Consider the following 17,432-nt stretch of genomic DNA (forward strand, 5'->3'; position numbering starts at 1 on the left):
GTGCTCGTGCCGCTCAGCCAGCGGTGACGAGCGTACCGATCTTCTCACCCTGGACGATCCGGTAGACCGCCCCCTCGTCCTCCGCGCCGTAGACGACGATCGGCATCTTGTTTTCCATGCAGAGGGCGAACGCGGTGGCGTCGGCGATCTTGAGCTGCTTCTGCAGCGCCTCACCGAAGGTGAGCTCATCGTACTTCGTCGCCGTCGGGTCCTTCTTCGGGTCGGCGGTGTAGACCCCGTCGACGCCGTTCTTGGCCATCAGGACGACCTCGGCGTGGACCTCCAGGGCCCGCTGGGCGGCGACGGTGTCGGTGGAGAAGTAGGGCATGCCGGAGCCGGCGCCGAAGATCACGACGCGGCCCTTCTCCAGGTGACGCATGGCCTTGCGCGGGATGTAGGGCTCGGCGACCTGGCCCATCGTGATCGCGGTCTGCACCCGGGTGTCGACACCCTCCTTCTCGAGGAAGTCCTGCAGCGCGAGGCAGTTCATGACGGTGCCGAGCATGCCCATGTAGTCGGCGCGGGACCGGTCCATGCCGGCCTGCTGCAGCTCGGAGCCGCGGAAGAAGTTGCCACCGCCGACGACGATCGCGACCTGCACGCCGGAGGCGGCGACAGCGGAGATCTCCTTGGCGATCGAGGCGACCACGATGGGGTCGACGCCGACCTCGCCGCCGCCGAAGTTCTCTCCGGACAGCTTGATCAGGATTCGCTGGTAGCGGGTCATGCCGTGGCCTTTCCTGGGGCGACGTCGTGCGGGGTGATGCATGTGGGGATGGCGTACGAAAGGGCCGGTCCGATGATCACCATTCGGTTCATCGGACCGGCCCCTTTCGTCGTACGTTGCTGCTCAACCTAACTGATCGCGCGCTGTTCGCGCGGAGTCAGGCTCGGTTCAGGCGCCGACGTCGAAGCGGGCGAACTGCTTCACCTGCGTGTTGGCGGCGTCCAGGACCTGCTTGACGGACTTCTTCGACTCGAAGACCGACTCCTGGTCGAGCAGGACGATCTCCTTGAAGAACGCCTTGATCCGACCCTCGACGATCTTGGCGACGGCAGCCTCGGGCTTGCCCTCCTCGAGCGTCTTCTTGGTCAGGACGTCCTTCTCGGCCTCGACCACGTCGGCCGGGACCTCGTCGGAGGTGAGGTACTGCGCCTTGAGCGCGGCAGCCTGCTGAGCGGCCTGCTTCGCGGCCGCCTCGTCACCCTCGTAGGCGACCAGGACGCCGAGGCTCGGCGGCAGGTCGGAGGCCTTCTTGTGCAGGTAGACCGTGGTCTCACCCTCGAAGTGGGCCACCTGGCCGAGCTCGATCTTCTCGCCGATGGTGCGGGCGAGCTTCTCGACGGTCTCACCGACGGTCTTGTCACCGAGCGAGACGGCCTTGAGGGCCTCGATGTCGTTGACCTTGTTGGCGTCGGCAGCCTCGGCGATCTGCTGGGCAGCAGCGACGAAGCTCTCGTTCTTGGCGACGAAGTCGGTCTCCGAGAGGAGGCTGACCAGGGCGTTGCCGGACGCGGCGACGAGGCCGGCCGAGGTGGTGCGCTCCGCGGCGCGGGCAGCGGCCTTGGCCGTGCCCTTGACGCGAAGGATCTCGACGGCCTTGTCGAAGTCGCCGTCAGCCTCGTCGAGCGCCTTCTTGCAGTCCATCATGCCGGCCTGGGTCAGCTCGCGGAGCTTCTTGACGTCGGCAGCGGTGTAAGCCATGCGTGTCTTCCTCTGACTTGTTAAGTGGCTCTGGGGTGGACGATGAGGCTCAGGCCTCGGCCGGGGCCTCAGGGGTCTCGGCGGGGGTCTCCTCGGCCTTGGCCTCGGTGGTCTCGGCGACCTCGGTCGTCTCAGCAGCCTCGGCGGCCGGGGTCTCCTCGGCCGTGGCCTCCTCGGTGGCCGGGGTCGCCAGGAGCTCGCGCTCCCACTCGGCCAGCGGCTCCTCGGCGGTGGCGCCCTCGGTGCCCTCGGTCTTGCCACCCGAACGGGCGATGAGGCCCTCGGCGACGGCGTCGGCGACCACGCGGGTCAGCAGGCCGACCGCGCGGATGGCGTCGTCGTTGCCCGGGATCGGGAAGTCGACCTCGTCGGGGTCGCAGTTGGTGTCCAGGATGCCGACGATCGGGATCCTGAGCTTGCGAGCCTCCTCGACGGCGAGGTGCTCCTTCTTGGTGTCGACGATCCAGACGGCGGACGGGGTGCGACCCATCTCGCGGATGCCGCCCAGGGTCTTCTCGAGCTTGTCGCGCTCCCGCTTCATCTGCAGGAGCTCCTTCTTCGTGCGACCCGAGCCGGCGACGTCGTCGAAGTTGACCTCGTCGAGCTCCTTGAGGCGGTTGATCCGCTGGTGCACGGTCTGGAAGTTGGTGAGCATGCCGCCCAGCCAGCGCTGGTTGACGTAGGGCATCCCGACGCGCGTCGCCTGCTCGGCGATGGCCTCCTGGGCCTGCTTCTTGGTGCCCACGAACATGATCGTGCCGCCCTTGGCCACGGTCTCCTTGATGAAGGCGTAGCTGCGGTCGATGTAGGCCAGCGACTGCTGCAGGTCGATGATGTAGATGCCGTTGCGGTCGGTGAGGATGAACCGCTTCATCTTCGGGTTCCAGCGACGGGTCTGGTGTCCGAAGTGGACGCCGCTCTCGAGGAGCTGGCGCATGGTCACGACTGCCATGATGTTTTTTCTCCTAGGTGGTGGCCCGCGTGTGCACCGCTGGTGGCTCGACCTTGCGTTTCTCGAGGTCGGGCGGGTGTTGGCGCGAGCCGGTCGGTTTTCAGTTTCGCGCCCGTCGGTGGTGACGGGCCCTGACGCCTGCACGCGGTCCGACCTGAGCATGCTGCTCGGGACTGAGGGCCGCGCCCGCGGGCGACCGGCGTCTCGGAGCGAGGCACCGTCGCGGTCTGCTGGCGTGCGAAGTCAGCCCACAGGGGGCTGCCGGTCCAAGACTAGCCGCCGACCGGGTCTCGGGCCAATCCACCGCGACCGGCTCCGGCGCGGGCCGATCAGTGTCCACAGGGGTGTCTCGGGACGAGGTTATCCACAGAACGTACGGGTCTCGTTGTGCGGTCCCTCGATCCGGGGTTGTCTGCTCGTCATGACCTCGCACCGCCTCTCCGACCGGGCCCGCGCCCTCGTCGCGGCCCTGTTCCTCGTCGTCCTCATCGCCCCGGCAAGCCCAGCCCTCGGAACGCCACGTGCCGAGGTGGCGCCGTCCGGCGCCGCGCTGGGCGGGGCTGGGGGTCACGACGAGGGTCCGAGCCCGGTCGGAGAGGCCGAGGAGGTCCCGCAGGGCGAGTGGCCGCTGGCACCCCAGCCGGAGATCGTCCGCCGCTTCGACCCGCCGGATGCTCCCTGGGGCGCGGGTCACCGCGGCGTGGACCTGGCCGGGTCACCGGGCGCCGTCGTTCACGCCGCGATGACCGGGACGGTCGCCTTCGTCGGAACCATCGCCGGCAAGGCGGTCGTGAGCGTCGACCACGGAGCCACCCGGACCACCTATGAGCCGGTCGTCGCCACCGTGTCAGTCGGCGATCCGGTGGCGGCCGGCGCGCCGTTGGGCCGCCTCGGCCTCGCCGGCTCCCACTGCTTCCCGGCCGCCTGTCTGCACTGGGGCTGGATCCGCAACGCCGACGATGTCTATCTCGACCCGCTGCTGCTCGTCGACGCTCCGCGGCCGGTCCGGCTCCTTCCCCTCTGGCGTGGCGACCCGGTCAGGTAGCCCGCATCGGGAGCTCTAGCGATCGAAACTGCCAGCCGTGGGCGGCCGAGCTCGACTATCGTCGCTCACGGCTCGACTCTCGGCTGCCAGTTCTGTCATCTCGCCCACCACTCTGACGTCTCGGCCGACGCGGGTGACGGCTCGGCCAACGCGGGTGACGGCTCGACCGACGCGAGTGACGCCTCGGCCAACGGTGGTGACGCCTCGGCCAACGGGGGTGACGGCTCGACCAACGCGGGTGACGCCTCGGCCAACGCGGGTGACGGCTCGGCGAATCAGGCGCGGGGGTGGGCCTGGCGGTAGGCCTTGCGGAGCCGGTCGCTGCTGACGTGGGTGTAGATCTGGGTGGTCGCCAGGCTGGCGTGGCCGAGGAGCTCTTGGACCGAGCGGAGGTCGGCGCCGCCCTCGAGGAGGTGGGTGGCGGTGCTGTGGCGCAGACCGTGTGGGCCGAGGTCAGGGGCGCCGGGGACATCGGCGAGGCGGCGGTGGACGAGGGTGCGTACGGCACGCTGGTCGAGACGGCCGCCGCGGGCTCCGAGGAACAGCGCCGGGCCGGAGGACTCGGTGACCAGCTGAGGCCGGCCGCGGACCACCCAACGATCGAGCGCCCGCACCGCGGGACCACCGAAGGGCACCATCCGCTCCTTGCGCCCCTTGCCGAGCACCCGGATGACTCGGCGCTCGTAGTCGACATCGTCGAGGTCGAGGCCCACGAGCTCACCGACCCGGGCCCCGGTCGCGTAGAGCATCTCCAGCAGGGCGATGTCGCGCATGCCGACCGGTGTGCCGTCCTCGGCCGCGCTGATGGCGGCGCCGATGAGGGACTCGACCTCGTCGGGGCGCAGCACGGGCGGAAGCGTCCGGTGGGCCTTGGGCGAGCCGAGCGCGGCACCGGCATCGACCTGCGCCCGACCGGTGCGAACCAGCCATCCGCAGAAGACCCGGGCCGCGGTGGCCCTCCGGGCCAGGGTCGTACGTGAGTGGCCGGTTGTCTGCTGCTTGGCCAGCCAGCTGCGGAGGGTGCGCAGATCGATCGCCTCGGGCTCCGTGCGGCCCATGCGGCCGGCGTGGTCGAGGAGGCTGCGGATGTCGCCCAGGTAGGCCCGGACCGTGTGGTCGGAGAGGCCGCGCTCCGCGCTGAGGTGTCGCTCGTAGTCCCCGAGCAGCGCGGCGTAGAGCTCGGGGAGCTCCGCTTCCGCGGACCCGCCTTCCGCTTCTGCGTCCGGATCAGCGCTCACCCGAGCCAGGATAGGCGGTGGCCCGGGGCTCAGGTGCGAGCCGCGCCCGGCGCCAGCTGCCACCCGTCGGGGAACCGCTCGGCGAGACCGAGCGCCTCGAGTCGCGACAGCGCCGTGCCGGCCGTCTTCGGGTGCAGGCACGCCGACCTGGCGATCGTGAGCTGTGAGGAGGGGCTGCTCACCGGGACCGCGTCGAGGACCTGCTTCTCGATGGAGGTGAGCACGTCGCGGCGGCGTACGGGGCCTCGGGGTTCGGCGGGAACCGCCTCCCCCATGTCGCCGACGAGCTCGCGGACGTCGAGACCGTCGGTCACCAGGACGCCTTTGCCGCTGCGCACGAGCTCGTGGGTGCCGACCGAGGTCATCGCACCCACCTGACCCGGCACCGCCATCACGGGCGTGTTGATGCTGTAGGCCCAGTGGGAGGTGTTGAGGGAGCCGCTGCGCGCCGCCGCCTCGACGACGACGGTGCCCCGGGCGAGAGCGGCGATGATCCGGTTGCGGGAGAGGAAGCGATAGCGGGTGACCGGGAACCCCGGCGCGATCTCCGAGATCACCGCCCCGCTCTCGGCGATCGCGTCGAGCAGGCGCCGGTTGCGCAACGGGTAGGGAACATCGACACCGCCGGCAAGCACGGCGACGGTGCTCCCCGGCGGGCCGGTGAGCGCGCCCCGGTGCGCGGCGGCGTCGATCCCGACCGCTGCCCCGGAGACGGTGACGAAGTCGTTGACCGCGAGATCCGCCGCGATCCGCGCCGCGGCGTCGGCACCGTAGGCGGTCGCGTCCCGGGACCCGACGATGGCGACCGAGCGGTCGAGGTCGCTGAGCAGGAGCGGGCCCCGCACCCACAGACCCAGCGGCGTGCCGGTGCGGTATTGAAGTGGCTCTTGCCCGGCGAGCCGCTCGACCTGGGCGGGCCACTCCTCGTCACCGGGGATGACGTAGCGGAACCCGGCGTTGGCCGCCCGCTCCAGGTCACGGTCGGGATGGATCTGAGCCAGCCGCAACCTCGCTTCGAGCCCGTCGTCGCCGAGCTCCGGATCCTCCTCGGCGAAGCGCCGGTAGACCTCGGTCGCGGTGGATCCCACCATGCAGGTGTCGAGCAGGGGCGTGCCGGGTTCAATCAGCTGGGTCAGCGCGATCCGGGCCAGCCGCTCACGCTCGAGGTCGGTGAACGTCGGCGCGACAGGTGCGGCGGTCATGCCGACCTCCCCTCGAAGGTGGAAACCGTGAGCGAGCCGCCGTTGCGCAGCGCGAGGGCTGTCTCGGTCTCGGTGACGCCCGGCCAGTCGACCCCGGCGAGGTCGGCAACCGTCCACGCGAGGCGATGCACGCGCACCGCGCCGCGACGGGTCAAGGCGCCGGAGAAGATGCGTGAGTCGATGAGCGCCTCGGCCGCTGGTGGCAACGGCCAGTTGTCGCGCAGCGCGATCCCGCTCGCCTGCCCGTTGAGCCGCCACCCGAAGTCGTCGTAGCGCTCGCGTTGGCGGCGTCTGGCAGCCGTGACCCGTTCGCGGATGTCGGCGCTGGTCTCCGAGCCCCACGGATCATGGTTCTGCTCCGACATCGGCCGCAGGGTGCGGATGATGTCGATGCGGTCGGTGATCGGCCCGGAGACCTTGCGCTCATAGGACTGGCGCTCGTTGGACCGACAGATGCAACCGTCCTTGGTGATGGAGGCGTCGAAGTTGCCGCACGGACAAGGGTTGGCGGCGAGTACGACGAGGGCACGCGCCGGGAGCGTCACCGACTCCTCGCCTCGCGACACCGTGATGTCGCCGCTCTCCAGCGGCTCGCGCAGGCACTCGATGACGTCGCTCTTGAACAACGGGAACTCATCGAGGAAGAGAACGCCGGCATGGGAGAGCGAGACCTGGCCCGGACGGACCCGACCGGTGCCACCGCCGACGATGCCTGGCTTGGAGGCGTCGTGGTGCGGGGCGGCGAACGGCGGCCGGGTCAGGAGCCCTCGGTCGACCTCGAGCACCCCGGCCAGCGACTGCACCGCCATCACCTCCAGCGACTCCTCGCGGGAGAGGTCGGGCAGGATCGTCGGGATCCGCTCGGCGATCGACGTCTTGCCACAGCCCTTCGGTCCCTTGAGCAGCAGGTGGTGTCCACCGGCGGCCGCGACCTCGACCGCGTAGCGGGTCTCCGGCATGCCACGAAGGTCGGACATGTCCATGTCGTCGAGCCTGCGGTCGCCTCGCCAGCCGAGCAGGCTGCCGCCGGTGCCGGTCGCGACCGGCGGCGCGTCGGGCACCGGCTCGCCCCGGAGCTCGGCGACCACCTGGCCCAGCGACCGGAACCCCAGGATCTCCATCCCCGGCACCATCCGCGCCTCGGCCACCTGCGGCTCCGGCACCACCACGCGAGCGATCCCGGCATGCGAGGCCGCGAGCACCATCGGGAGCACACCGGAGGTCGGCCGCAGCCCACCATCGAGCGCCAGCTCGCCGATGAAGACCGTGCGTTCCAGCCCGATCGTCTCGAGCTCGCCGCCGGCCGCGAGGATCGCCAACGCCATCGCGAGGTCGTAGTGCGAGCCGCCCTTCGGTAGGTCGGCGGGCGAGAGCAGCACCGTGATCCGCTTGGTCGCGGGCCACTCGAGGTCAGAGTTGATGATCGCCATCCGGACCCGGTCGCGGCCCTCGGCCAGCACGCTGTCGGCGCGGCCGACCAGGGTCACTCCCACCAGACCGGGCGAGACATCGGCCTGCACGTCGACCAAGTGGCCGACCGCGCCCCGCAGCGCGACGCCATGAGCTCGGGCGTATCCCATCACAGGCCCCTGACGTGCTCGACCAGCGCCGAGCCACGGGGTGCGTGCATCACCGCGACGAGGTCGATCCGGATCCCCGGGGCGCGCACGTCGTGCTTCTCCAGCCAGGCGATCGCCAACCGCTTCAGCCGGTCGAGCTTGATCTTGTCGACCGCCTCGTGCGGGGTGCCGCACCCGTCATGGCTGCGGGTCTTCACCTCGCAGACGACAAGGGTGTCGCCCTCGCGCAGGACCAGGTCGATCTCCCCGTCAGCGCACCGCCAGTTGCGGTCGAGGACGGTCATGCCCGCCTCGACCAGATGCCTCTCGGCGACCGATTCGCCGTAGTTTCCCAGCGCGATCCGCGCCGGCGCCGTTGAACTCATCATGGACCTCCTGCCTTTCGGCTTCGAGGTCCAGACTCATCGTGGGCACCGACAATCCGAGCCGGATTCGGGACGCCTGGGGATAACCCCGGATCGAGATCGCCCTGTGGACAGAAACTGGCCCGAGATCAGCAGGCCGTCAGTCCAGCGGCTGGTCGATGTCGGTCGGGTTGAGCGTCTCGACGTTGACATCCTTGAAGGTGAGCACCTTGACCGCCTTCGCGAACCGGGCCGGCCGATACATGTCCCACACCCAGACGTCGTTCATCGACACCTCGAAGTAGACGTCCCCCGAGTCCGTACGCGCTCGCACGTCGACCTGGTTGCACAGGTAGAACCGGCGATCGGTCTCGACGACGTACTTGAAGATGCCGACCACGTCGCGATACTCGCGGTAGAGGGTCAGCTCCATCTCGGTCTCGTACTTCTCGAGATCCTCCGCGCTCATGCTTTAAGACTCTAGAGCCAACTCACGCGAAGTCCCGGGAAGACTCCACGAGCGGCGGTGATATGCCGAGGGCCCCAGGCGCTCCAGCGCGGCGACGTGGGCGGGCGCGGAGTAGCCCTTGTTGTCGGCCCACGCGTAGTCGGGGTACTCCTCGTGGAGCGCGACCATCAGCGCGTCGCGCGAGGTCTTCGCCAGGATCGAGGCAGCGGCGACGGCGGCACACTTCATGTCGGCCTTGATCATCGTCGTCACCGGCGGCACCTCGACCTCCTCCACCATCGCGGAGACCTCACCGAAGAGCCCCTCCTGCACCGGCGGGGTCAGATAGTTGTGGTTGCCGTCGAGCAGCAGCGCATCGGGACGTACGTCCAGGGCGCTCAGCGCCCGCTGACCGGCCAGCCGCATCGCGGCCATGATCCCGACCTCGTCGATCTCGGAGGCCAGGGCGTGGCCGACGGCGGAGTCGACGGCCCAGCGGCGCACCTTCGGCGCGAGCAGCTCGCGGGCCTCGGGGGTGAGCAGCTTGGAGTCGCGTACGCCCTGGGGTGCCGTCCGCGTCGCCGCGGAGATCACCACGATCCCGATCGAGACCGGCCCGCAGAGCGCGCCGCGCCCCACCTCGTCGACGGCACCGAGGTGGGTGACGCCCTCGCGCAGCAGGGACCGCTCGACTCGCAGGGTTGGCGCACTGCTCACTGTGACGGCACGTCCTCGAAGCTCTCGGGCCGGTGGATCCACTTCGCCCGGTCCAGCGGCCAGCCGAGCGCCACGACCTTGCCGACGACGTTGTCCTCGGGCACCCAGGGCACCAGGGCGCAGTCGGTCTCGTTGGCCGTGCACATGTGCACGGTCGAGTCGGCCGAGTTGGCCCGGTTGTCGCCCATCACGAACAGCGACCCCTCGGGCACCGGGCCGGCCTCCCAGTGACGGTTGCCGGGCATCGGCCCGAAGCACTCGCCCTCCTTGTTGGGGCGGCCGCACTTGGTCTGCGAGGGCCGGGCGTACGGCTCGTCGATCGGGACGCCGTTGACGATCAGCCGACCCTGCTTGTCACAGCACTCGATGACGTCGCCGGGGACCCCGATGACGCGCTTCACCAGGTGGCCGCCCTCGGGGTAGAGACCGATGACCGCCAGCGCCTTGCCGACAAGATTGCTCGGGCCGGCCGAGTCGTCGACACCGAGCCACGAGCCCGGGTCGGAGAAGACCACGACATCGCCGCGCTTGGGCGTGCCCGCGAGCCAGTAGGAGGGCTTCTCCACCAGCACCCGGTCGTCGGTCGCCACCGAGGGGCCGCCCTGCAGGCCGGGCTCCATCGACTCGGAGGGGATGTAGAAGGCCTGCACGAACAGCGCCTTCACCACGACCGCGACCAGCACGGCCAGCACGACCAGGACGATGCCCTCCTGCCAGGCCGACAGGCGGGGCTTGTGCTCCTCCTCGCGGCGCGGGCCGGTGGCCGGGCCCGGCGGCTGCGAGGCCCAGCGCGGGGCCTGTGGAGAAGACGAGAACGACCGCGATCCCCCTGTCTCGGGCCCGTCCCAGCGGGCCTGGGGCCCGGCACCGACGGAAGGATCGCGGTCGTTCGAAGTCACGCGGTGAGTCTAGAGAGTTCCTCCACAACGAGCCTCATCGACTCGCTATCTTCAGGAGCCTCTCAGGCCCCGGTCTGGGGCAGATCGGGCGTCGCTTCGCTCCGCCGATCAAGCCCCAGCCGCTCAGGCCTCGCGGCGCTCCTTGATCTTCGCCTTCTTGCCGCGCAGGTTGCGCAGGTAGTAGAGCTTCGCACGACGGACGTCACCGCGGGTGACGACCTCGATCTGCTCGAAGATCGGGGAGTGCAGCGGGAAGGTGCGCTCGACACCCACGCCGAAGGAGACCTTGCGGACGGTGAAGGTGCGGCCGATGCCGGAACCGTGGACGCGGATCACGACACCCTGGAAGACCTGGACGCGGGACCGGTTGCCCTCGACGACCTTCACGTGCACCTTGACGGTGTCACCGGCGCGGAACTCCGGCAGGTCGTCGCGCTTGGAGGCGTTGCCGACCTCAGCGAGTACGTTGCTCATCTTTTCTCCTCACGCTCGCCACAGGCCGATCGCGGTCATCCATGCCCTGGTCAGGGCGATCTTTGGCGGTGGTCCAGCCACGCTGGCCGGCGGCGTACGGTTCCCCCTGTGGCAGGAGCCCGTCGCGACACCTCCGGGTGTCTTCTTCGGAGCGTGCTTCGGCCGACTGGACCGGCCCACAAGTCTGCCACAGCGCCGTGGAGCGCCGGGAATCGAGACGTACGCGACACAACCGCGCCCGTGCAAGGATGCCCCCGTGACCGACACCGACTGGCCACCGCACACCTACGTGACCCGCCCCTACCGGCAGCGGATCCCGCGGGGTCCGCGCGTGGACCGGCTGCTCCGCGAGGTCACGGTGGCGCTGCCGCCCCACATCGCCGACCTCGACCTGGCGCTGGAGCGGCCGGTGGCGGCGATGACGACCGCCAGCGCGGGTGCGCTCCGCCATCTCGACCTGGTCCACGGCCGGACGATGGACGGGCTCAACCACCTGCAGCTGCGCACCGAGGCGATCGACTCCTCCAAGATCGAGCACGTCGAGGCCAGCCTGGCCGACTACGGCCGAGCTCTGCTCGGCATCGGCGCCAACTCCTCGGCGACCTCGATGGCATCCGCGACCCAGGCCATGCAGCGGCTGATCACCGAGGCCGACACCACCCGCAAGATCACCTCCGACGCGATCCTGCGCGCCCACCGGGACCTCTTCGCCCGACACCCCGACGAGGCGGCCAACGCCGGCCGGTTCCGGGTCGTGCAGAACTGGGTCGGCGGCTCCGACTACGCGCCCCGCGACAGCCTCCACGTGCCACCGCCACCGGAGACCGTCGTCGACTACATCGAGGACCTGGTCTCCTTCGCGAACCGCGACGACCTCTCCCCCATCGCCCAGGCGGCGATCGTGCACGCCCAGTTCGAGTCGATCCATCCCTTCATCGACGGCAACGGCCGCATCGGGCGGGCGCTCATCCACGCCGTGCTCCGGCGGCGCCGTGCCGCCCGCCACCTGGCCGTCCCGATCGCCTCCGCGCTCGTCGCCCACCGCGACCGCTACTTCGCCGCCCTCAACGACTATCGGGCCGGCACCGCGTCCACGATCATCGCCATGCTCGCCGCCTCGACGACCATCGCGACGACGGAGTCGTGGAAGACGGCCGAGACGCTGGAGAGCATCCGGCGCGGCTGGGGCGAGTCGGCCGGTGACCCACGGCCCGGTTCTGCTGCGTACCGCCTTCTCGACCTGCTCACCGAGGAGCCCATCCTCAACGCCGACCTGGTCTCCGAGCGCCTCGGGATCGCCGACCCCGAGGGGACGATCGAGGGCCTCGAGGATGCCGGAGTCCTCACCCGCCCCAGACGCACCCGCCGCTCCCCCGTGTGGGTCGCGCCGGCGGTGCTGGCCGAGGTCGAGGACCTCAGCGCCCGCATCCAGCATCAGGCCCGACAGCTTCCGTACGGGCCGCGCTGAGGCCTGCTCCTTCGGGGTCAAAGGCCCCCGTACGCCACGAGGCCCGCCCCGCGAACGGGACGGGCCTCGTAGAGAATGCGAGCAGATCAGCCGAGCTCGGAGTAGCCCGGCTCGTGGAGGACGGTGTCGATACCGGCGACCTCGTCCTCCTCCTTGGCGCGGAAGCCGATGGTCTTCTCGATCGCGAAGCCGATGATGTAGGCGACCACGAACGAGAAGGCGATCACGGTGAGCGAGGAGAGGACCTGGGCACCGAGCAGCTTGATGCTGCCGCCGAAGACCAGGCTGCCGCCGGTGAGCGCCTCGGCGCCGAAGATGCCGACCCACACGCAGCCGATGAAACCGGCGACGAGGTGGATGCCGACGACGTCGAGCGTGTCGTCGAAGCCGAGCTTGAACTTGATCTCGACGGCCAGGGCGCAGATGGCACCGGCGACGAGGCCGAGGACGAGGGCCCAGACCGGGGTGACGAACGCACAGGCCGGGGTGATCGCGACCAGACCGGTGACGATGCCGGAGGCCGCGCCGACGGCGGTCGGCTTGCCGTCCTTGAACTGCTCGACGACGATCCAGCCGATCAGGCCGGCGGCGGGGGTCAGCAGGGTGTTGAGGAAGATCAGCGAGGTCTGGCCCTCGTCGGCGCCGAAGACACCGGTGTTGAAGCCGAACCAGCCGAACCAGAGGATCGCGGTGCCGATCAGCACGAGCGGCACGTTGTGAGCGACCGTCTCCTCCTTGGAGAAGCCGACCTTGCGGCGGCCGAGCACGAGCGCCAGGGCGAGCGCCGCGGCGCCGGCCGACTGGTGGATCACGGTGCCGCCGGCCCAGTCGAGCGCGCCGCCGAGGCCGTAGACGTTGTTGGCGAGCCAGCCGTAGAAGTTGCCCTCGGAGTCCACGCCCCAGATCCAGCGGAAGGTCGGGAAGACCACGAAGGTCGCGAAGAAGACGGCGAAGATCATCCAGGGCCAGAAGCGAGCCCGGTCGGCGACGGCCCCCGAGACCAGGGCGACGGTGATGATGCAGAAGGCGACCAGGAAGGCGTGGCCGCCGAAGAGGTTGCCCGCGTCGCCGCTACCGGCGGAGGTGACGAGGTCGGTCATACCGAAGTCCTCGAACGGGTTACCGAAGAGCTTGCTCCCACCGCTGGTGCCGTTGCCAGCGATGCCGGTGCCGCCGTAGAGGACGTAGAGGATCGTCACGACGGCGATCGAGCCGAAGCTCAGCATCATCATCGAGACGACGGACTTGGCCTTCACCAGGCCGCCGTAGAAGAACGCGAGACCGGGAGTCATGAAGATGACCAGGGCCGCGCACAGGAGTTGCCACGCAAGTTCGACAGACATTCAGTGCCTCATTGATTGAGTCTCGGGATGGGGCTGTGACGCCACGCGAGCCACATCGCTCGTCGTACGCATTGCCCGGCATCGTTGCGACGCAAGGTTTCAGAGACGGATGCCTTGTGTTACAGAAAAGTAACAGAGTTTTCGGTTGCTGATCCGTTACCGTCGAGTTGCATGGGTCTTGGTCATGATGACGGCGCCTGAGGGAGCCTCGAGGTCACGGCGCAGACGGAAGCCGGCCTTCTTGTAGATCTTCTGGTTCCGCTCGCTCTTCGCTCCGGTGAAGAGCTGGTGGGTCTTGGCACCCGCCGGCGCCACCGCCTGGATGTGGTCGAGCAGCTGACGACCCAGACCCCGGCCCTGCAGGTCCGGGGCGGTCATCAGCCGTCCGATCTCCCAGACATCACCCTCGAGCCGGGCCCGGACCGAGCCGACCAGCCGCCCCGCGGAGCGGACCACGTAGACGTCGTGCGTCTCCAGCGCCCGCGCAGTGTCCTCGAGCGACTCGTGCAGCGGCGGGATCGCGACGCCAGGGTTGTCGTGCATCTCCTGCACCCAGCAGGCGAGCTGCAGCGTGTGCAGCTCGGGGACATCGGCGCGTACGGCGGGCACGATCTCCCACTCCGTGGCCGCCTGGGAGGCGTGGAGCAGGTCGGGGCGGCGTACGGAGGTCCGGGCCACCGCCTGCTCGTGGCGCCACTGCGCGATGCGCTTGTGGTCGCCGCTGAGCAGCACCTTCGGGACCTCGAGGTCACGCCAGCTGGCGGGCTTGGTGTAGACCGGGTACTCCAGCAGGCCGTCCTCGTGGGACTCCTCCACGAGCGACTCGGCGTTGCCCATGAACCCGGGGAGCAGACGTACGACGGCCTCCGTGATCGCCATGGCGGCGACCTCTCCGCCGTTGAGGACGTAGTCGCCCAGGGAGATCTCGCGGACCTCCGCGCGGGTGGCGGCATGGTCGAGCACGCGCTGGTCGATGCCCTCGTAGCGGCCGAGCAGGAAGACCAGTCTCTCCCGGGTCGAGAGGTCCCGGGCCACCGCCTGGGTGAACGGCTCGCCGCTCGGCGTCGTCACGATCACGGTCGCGCCGTCGATCTCGAGCTCGTCGAAGGCCTCACCGAACGGCTCCGGCTTCATCACCATCCCGGCGCCACCGCCATAGGGCGTGTCGTCGACGGTGCGGTGGCGGTCGTGGGTCCACTCACGTACGTCGTGGACGTGCATCTCCAACAGCCCGGACTCGATCGCCTTGCCCGGCAGGCTCAGCCGGAGCGGCGCGAGGTAGTCGGGAAAGATGGTGAGGTAGTCGAGCCTCACGTGGCGTCGCCCTCGTTCTCGTCCTCGGCGAAGGGCGTGACCAGGCCGGGGCGGTCGGCGATGACGACCTTCTTCTCGGCGAGGTCGACGACCGGCACCAGCGCCTTCACGAACGGCACCAGCGCATCGCGCCGGTCCGGGGTACGGATCGTCAGCAGGTCCTGCGCTCCCCCGTGGACCAGCGACTTCACCGTGCCCAGCTCGCGGCCCTCCTCGTCGAAGGCGGTCAGACCGACGAGCTGATGGTCGTAGTACTCGTCGGGGTCCTCGGGAGTCTCCTCGGCCGGGACGTCGGCGAAGAGCAGCGTGCCGCGCGCGGCCTCGGCCTCGTTGCGGTCGGTGATCTCCTCGAAGGCGACCTGGAGCACCTGCCCGTGCCAACGGGCACCCTCCACCGTCAACTGCTCGGCGGCGTACGCCGAACCCTTCGGCGGCTGCGCCCGCAGCACCGCGCCCTCGGCGAACCGCCGGTCGGGCTCGTCGGTGCGTACCTCGACGGTCACGAACCCCCGGATGCCATGCGGCTTGCCGATCCGTCCGACCAGCACCTCGATCAACTCCACGAGGTGAGCCTAGAGGGTGGCGTACGTCGGACCGAACTCCTCAGCGCGGGCGACCGAGCACGGGACGGGGCCGGGGTGGGGCCGCCGAAATGCGCAACGGGCGCCACCCCCGAAGGAGTGGCGCCCGTTGTGAGTTGGTGCAGCCGGTGCTCAGCGACCGCCGTCGACGTCGACGAAGTCGATCCGCGCGCCGCCCTTGCCGGCCAGCGCCGAGATGACCGTGCGGAACGCGGTGGCGGTGCGGCCACCGCGGCCGATCACCTTGCCGAGGTCGTCGGGGTGGACCCGGACCTCGAGGACGGAGCCGCGACGAAGCTGCTTGTCGCGCACGCTCACCTCGTCCGGGTTGTCGACGACTCCTCGGACGAGGTGCTCGAGAGCTTCGGCGAGCATGCTGCTCAGGCCTCGGCCTCGGCGGCCGGAGTCTCCTCGGCCTTCGGCTCCTCAGCCTTGGGCTCCTCGGCCGGAGCCTCCTCGGCCTTGGGCTCCTCAGCCTTCTTGGCCGACTTCTTCGTCACGGCCTCGGCGCCGGCGGAGGCGTGAGCCTCGGCAAGAGCCTTGTTGAAGAGCTCGAGCTTGTCGGGCTTCGGCGGGGCGACCCGCAGGGTGCCCTCGGCGCCCGGGAGGCCCTTGAACTTCTGCCAGTCGCCGGTCACCTTGAGGATCGCCTCGAGAGCCGGGGTCGGCTGGGCGCCGACGCCGAGCCAGTACTGGGCGCGCTCGGAGTCGACCTGGATGAAGCTCGGCTCCTCCTTGGGACGGTAGAGACCGATCTCCTCGATCACAGCGCCGTCGCGCTTCTTGCGCGAGTCGACGATGACGATGCGGTACTGCGGAACCCGGATCTTGCCCAGGCGCTTCAAGCGGATCTTGACAGCCACTGTTGGTGGTATTCCTTTGGAATCGAATATGGGTGAAGAGGCCCGTGTCGGTGTGGGGACACCCGTCAGGCAACTTCGGCGGGCACTGTCGCGCTGGGTGAGAGGGTCCCTGCGCACAGGACACGCACCTCAGTTTGCCAGAGGTGGCCGGAAGCGGCGAAATCTCAGCGGGCTCAGGCGTAGACCTTCCCCCGGAGTACGACCGCAGCAGGGCGAGCGAGGACGCTGAGGTCCTCGAGGGGGTTGGTGGCGTAGACGACGAAGTCGGCGGGGTCGCCCTCGGCGAGGCCGGGGTTGTGGCCGAGCCACTCCCGGGCACGCCAGGAGGCGGCGCCGAGGACGACGTCGGCCGGAAGGCCGAGGCGGTGCATGGCGAGGACCTCCGTCGGGAGTACGCCGTGGAGCTGGTCGCCCGCGCCGTCGGAGCCTGCGTAGAGAGCGACCCCCGCCTCGTAGGCGCTCATGATCGTCTCGCGGCGGCGGGCGTAGAGGTCCTCCATCGTGGCGGCGTACGTCGGGAACTTGGGCGCCGCGGCCGCGGCCAGGTCGGGGAAGATCTCGAGCTGGGCGACGGTGGGGACCAGTGCGGTGCCCTGCTCGGCCATCGCCTCGACGAGGTCGGGGGTCAGCCCGGTGCCGTGCTCGATGCAGTCGATCCCGGCCTCGATCAGGCCGGGCAGGACCTCCTGGCCGAAGCAGTGCGCGGTGACCCGCGCGTCGTTGTCGTGGGCCACCTTGATCGCCTCGGCGAACGACTCGGCCGGGAAGGACGGCTTCAGGTCTCCCTCGGCCCGGTCGATCCAGTCACCGACGAGCTTGACCCAGCCGTCACCGGCGCGGGCCTGCCGCTCGACGGCCTCGACCAGACCCTCGGGCTCCACCTCGTCGGCGTAGTTGCGCATGTAGCGCTTCGTTCGTCCGATGTGTCGGCCGGCGCGGATCAGCCGGGGCAGGTCCTCGCGGGACTGCACCCAGCGGGTGTCGGCGGCGGAGCCGGCGTCGCGCAGCAGCAGCGCGCCGGCGTCACGGTCGGCGATCGCCTGCGCCTCGGCGGTCTCCTGGTCGACGGCACCGTCGGGCCCGAGGCCCACGTGGCAGTGGGCGTCGACGAGACCGGGGACGATCCAGCCCGAGGCACCGGACTCCGCCCCCGACGGCCGCTCGTAGGTGATGCGGCCGTCGAGGACGTAGAGGTCCCGCACCTCTCCATCGGGAAGAATCGGACCGGAGAAGCGCAGAGCAGTCATGTGACGCAGGTT

The 17,432-nt window shown here is 69.9% G+C and carries 19 protein-coding genes; 2 read left to right on the forward strand and 17 right to left on the reverse strand.

The window, feature by feature from the left end; translation table 11 throughout:
• Positions 1–13 precede the first annotated feature (13 nt).
• From pyrH to rpsB, 3 genes are all read right to left on the reverse strand, one after another.
• The gene (gene pyrH, locus ACZ6WN_RS18630) at positions 14–727 is read right to left on the reverse strand and encodes a UMP kinase (RefSeq protein WP_350827204.1); all 714 of its coding nucleotides are present in this window, start codon (positions 725–727) and stop codon (positions 14–16) included.
• Between the two features lie 168 nt (positions 728–895).
• Entirely contained in the window at positions 896–1,705 is an 810-nt protein-coding gene (gene tsf / locus ACZ6WN_RS18635; RefSeq protein ID WP_465866634.1) for a translation elongation factor Ts, read from the reverse strand.
• 49 nt (positions 1,706–1,754) lie between these two features.
• Positions 1,755–2,657, reverse strand: coding sequence for a 30S ribosomal protein S2 (gene rpsB, locus ACZ6WN_RS18640; protein WP_465866635.1), 903 nt, complete (start codon positions 2,655–2,657; stop codon positions 1,755–1,757).
• A gap of 421 nt (positions 2,658–3,078) precedes the next feature.
• Between rpsB and ACZ6WN_RS18645 the strand changes: the two genes are divergently transcribed.
• Positions 3,079–3,702: a peptidoglycan DD-metalloendopeptidase family protein gene (locus ACZ6WN_RS18645; RefSeq protein WP_465866636.1), complete on the forward strand. Its 624-nt coding sequence runs from the start codon at positions 3,079–3,081 to the stop codon at positions 3,700–3,702.
• A 275-nt stretch (positions 3,703–3,977) separates the two neighbouring features.
• On the opposite strand, the gene ACZ6WN_RS18650 is transcribed toward ACZ6WN_RS18645, so the two are convergent.
• From ACZ6WN_RS18650 to rplS, 8 genes are all read right to left on the reverse strand, one after another.
• Positions 3,978–4,940, reverse strand: coding sequence for a tyrosine recombinase XerC (locus tag ACZ6WN_RS18650; RefSeq protein ID WP_465866637.1), 963 nt, complete (start codon positions 4,938–4,940; stop codon positions 3,978–3,980).
• 29 nt (positions 4,941–4,969) lie between these two features.
• A complete protein-coding gene (gene dprA, locus ACZ6WN_RS18655; RefSeq protein WP_465866638.1) occupies positions 4,970–6,142 on the reverse strand; it encodes a DNA-processing protein DprA in 1,173 nt (390 codons plus the stop codon).
• Positions 6,139–7,722 (reverse strand): YifB family Mg chelatase-like AAA ATPase, encoded by a 1,584-nt coding sequence (locus tag ACZ6WN_RS18660; protein WP_465866639.1) that lies wholly within the window; start codon positions 7,720–7,722, stop codon positions 6,139–6,141. The genes dprA and ACZ6WN_RS18660 overlap by 4 nt, the downstream gene beginning before the upstream one ends.
• Positions 7,722–8,087 carry a YraN family protein gene (locus ACZ6WN_RS18665; protein WP_465866640.1) on the reverse strand — a complete coding sequence of 122 codons (366 nt, stop codon included), beginning with the start codon at positions 8,085–8,087 and terminating at the stop codon, positions 7,722–7,724. The genes ACZ6WN_RS18660 and ACZ6WN_RS18665 overlap by 1 nt, the downstream gene beginning before the upstream one ends.
• Positions 8,088–8,226: 139 nt before the next feature.
• Complete coding sequence (locus ACZ6WN_RS18670; RefSeq protein WP_045550889.1) at positions 8,227–8,535, reverse strand: DUF2469 domain-containing protein; 309 nt, start codon at positions 8,533–8,535, stop codon at positions 8,227–8,229.
• A 3-nt stretch (positions 8,536–8,538) separates the two neighbouring features.
• A complete protein-coding gene (locus ACZ6WN_RS18675) occupies positions 8,539–9,231 on the reverse strand; it encodes a ribonuclease HII (protein WP_465866643.1) in 693 nt (230 codons plus the stop codon).
• On the reverse strand, positions 9,228–10,130 hold the full coding sequence (gene lepB / locus ACZ6WN_RS18680) for a signal peptidase I (RefSeq protein WP_465866645.1): 903 nt from the start codon (positions 10,128–10,130) through the stop codon (positions 9,228–9,230). The genes ACZ6WN_RS18675 and lepB overlap by 4 nt, the downstream gene beginning before the upstream one ends.
• A 123-nt stretch (positions 10,131–10,253) precedes the next feature.
• Entirely contained in the window at positions 10,254–10,604 is a 351-nt protein-coding gene (rplS, locus tag ACZ6WN_RS18685) for a 50S ribosomal protein L19 (protein ID WP_091050100.1), read from the reverse strand.
• A gap of 256 nt (positions 10,605–10,860) precedes the next feature.
• Here rplS and ACZ6WN_RS18690 point away from each other — a divergent pair, with 256 nt between their 5' ends.
• Entirely contained in the window at positions 10,861–12,072 is a 1,212-nt protein-coding gene (locus ACZ6WN_RS18690) for a Fic family protein (RefSeq protein WP_465866647.1), read from the forward strand.
• 86 nt (positions 12,073–12,158) lie between these two features.
• Here the strand turns inward: ACZ6WN_RS18690 and ACZ6WN_RS18695 are convergent, their stop codons facing one another.
• The 6 genes from ACZ6WN_RS18695 to ACZ6WN_RS18720 form a co-directional block, all read right to left on the reverse strand.
• Complete coding sequence (locus ACZ6WN_RS18695; protein WP_465866649.1) at positions 12,159–13,415, reverse strand: ammonium transporter; 1,257 nt, start codon at positions 13,413–13,415, stop codon at positions 12,159–12,161.
• A 156-nt stretch (positions 13,416–13,571) separates the two neighbouring features.
• Entirely contained in the window at positions 13,572–14,729 is a 1,158-nt protein-coding gene (gene trmD, locus ACZ6WN_RS18700) for a tRNA (guanosine(37)-N1)-methyltransferase TrmD (protein WP_465866650.1), read from the reverse strand.
• On the reverse strand, positions 14,726–15,292 hold the full coding sequence (gene rimM, locus ACZ6WN_RS18705; protein WP_465866651.1) for a ribosome maturation factor RimM: 567 nt from the start codon (positions 15,290–15,292) through the stop codon (positions 14,726–14,728). The genes trmD and rimM overlap by 4 nt, the downstream gene beginning before the upstream one ends.
• Positions 15,293–15,442: 150 nt before the next feature.
• A complete protein-coding gene (locus ACZ6WN_RS18710; protein ID WP_008363327.1) occupies positions 15,443–15,685 on the reverse strand; it encodes an RNA-binding protein in 243 nt (80 codons plus the stop codon).
• 5 nt (positions 15,686–15,690) lie between these two features.
• Entirely contained in the window at positions 15,691–16,173 is a 483-nt protein-coding gene (rpsP, locus tag ACZ6WN_RS18715; RefSeq protein WP_465866653.1) for a 30S ribosomal protein S16, read from the reverse strand.
• Between the two features lie 173 nt (positions 16,174–16,346).
• Positions 16,347–17,420, reverse strand: a complete 1,074-nt coding sequence (locus ACZ6WN_RS18720) for an amidohydrolase family protein (protein WP_465866654.1) — start codon at positions 17,418–17,420, stop codon at positions 16,347–16,349.
• Positions 17,421–17,432: the final 12 nt, after the last annotated feature.

It is taken from the genome of Nocardioides sp. NPDC054178 (assembly GCF_055585005.1).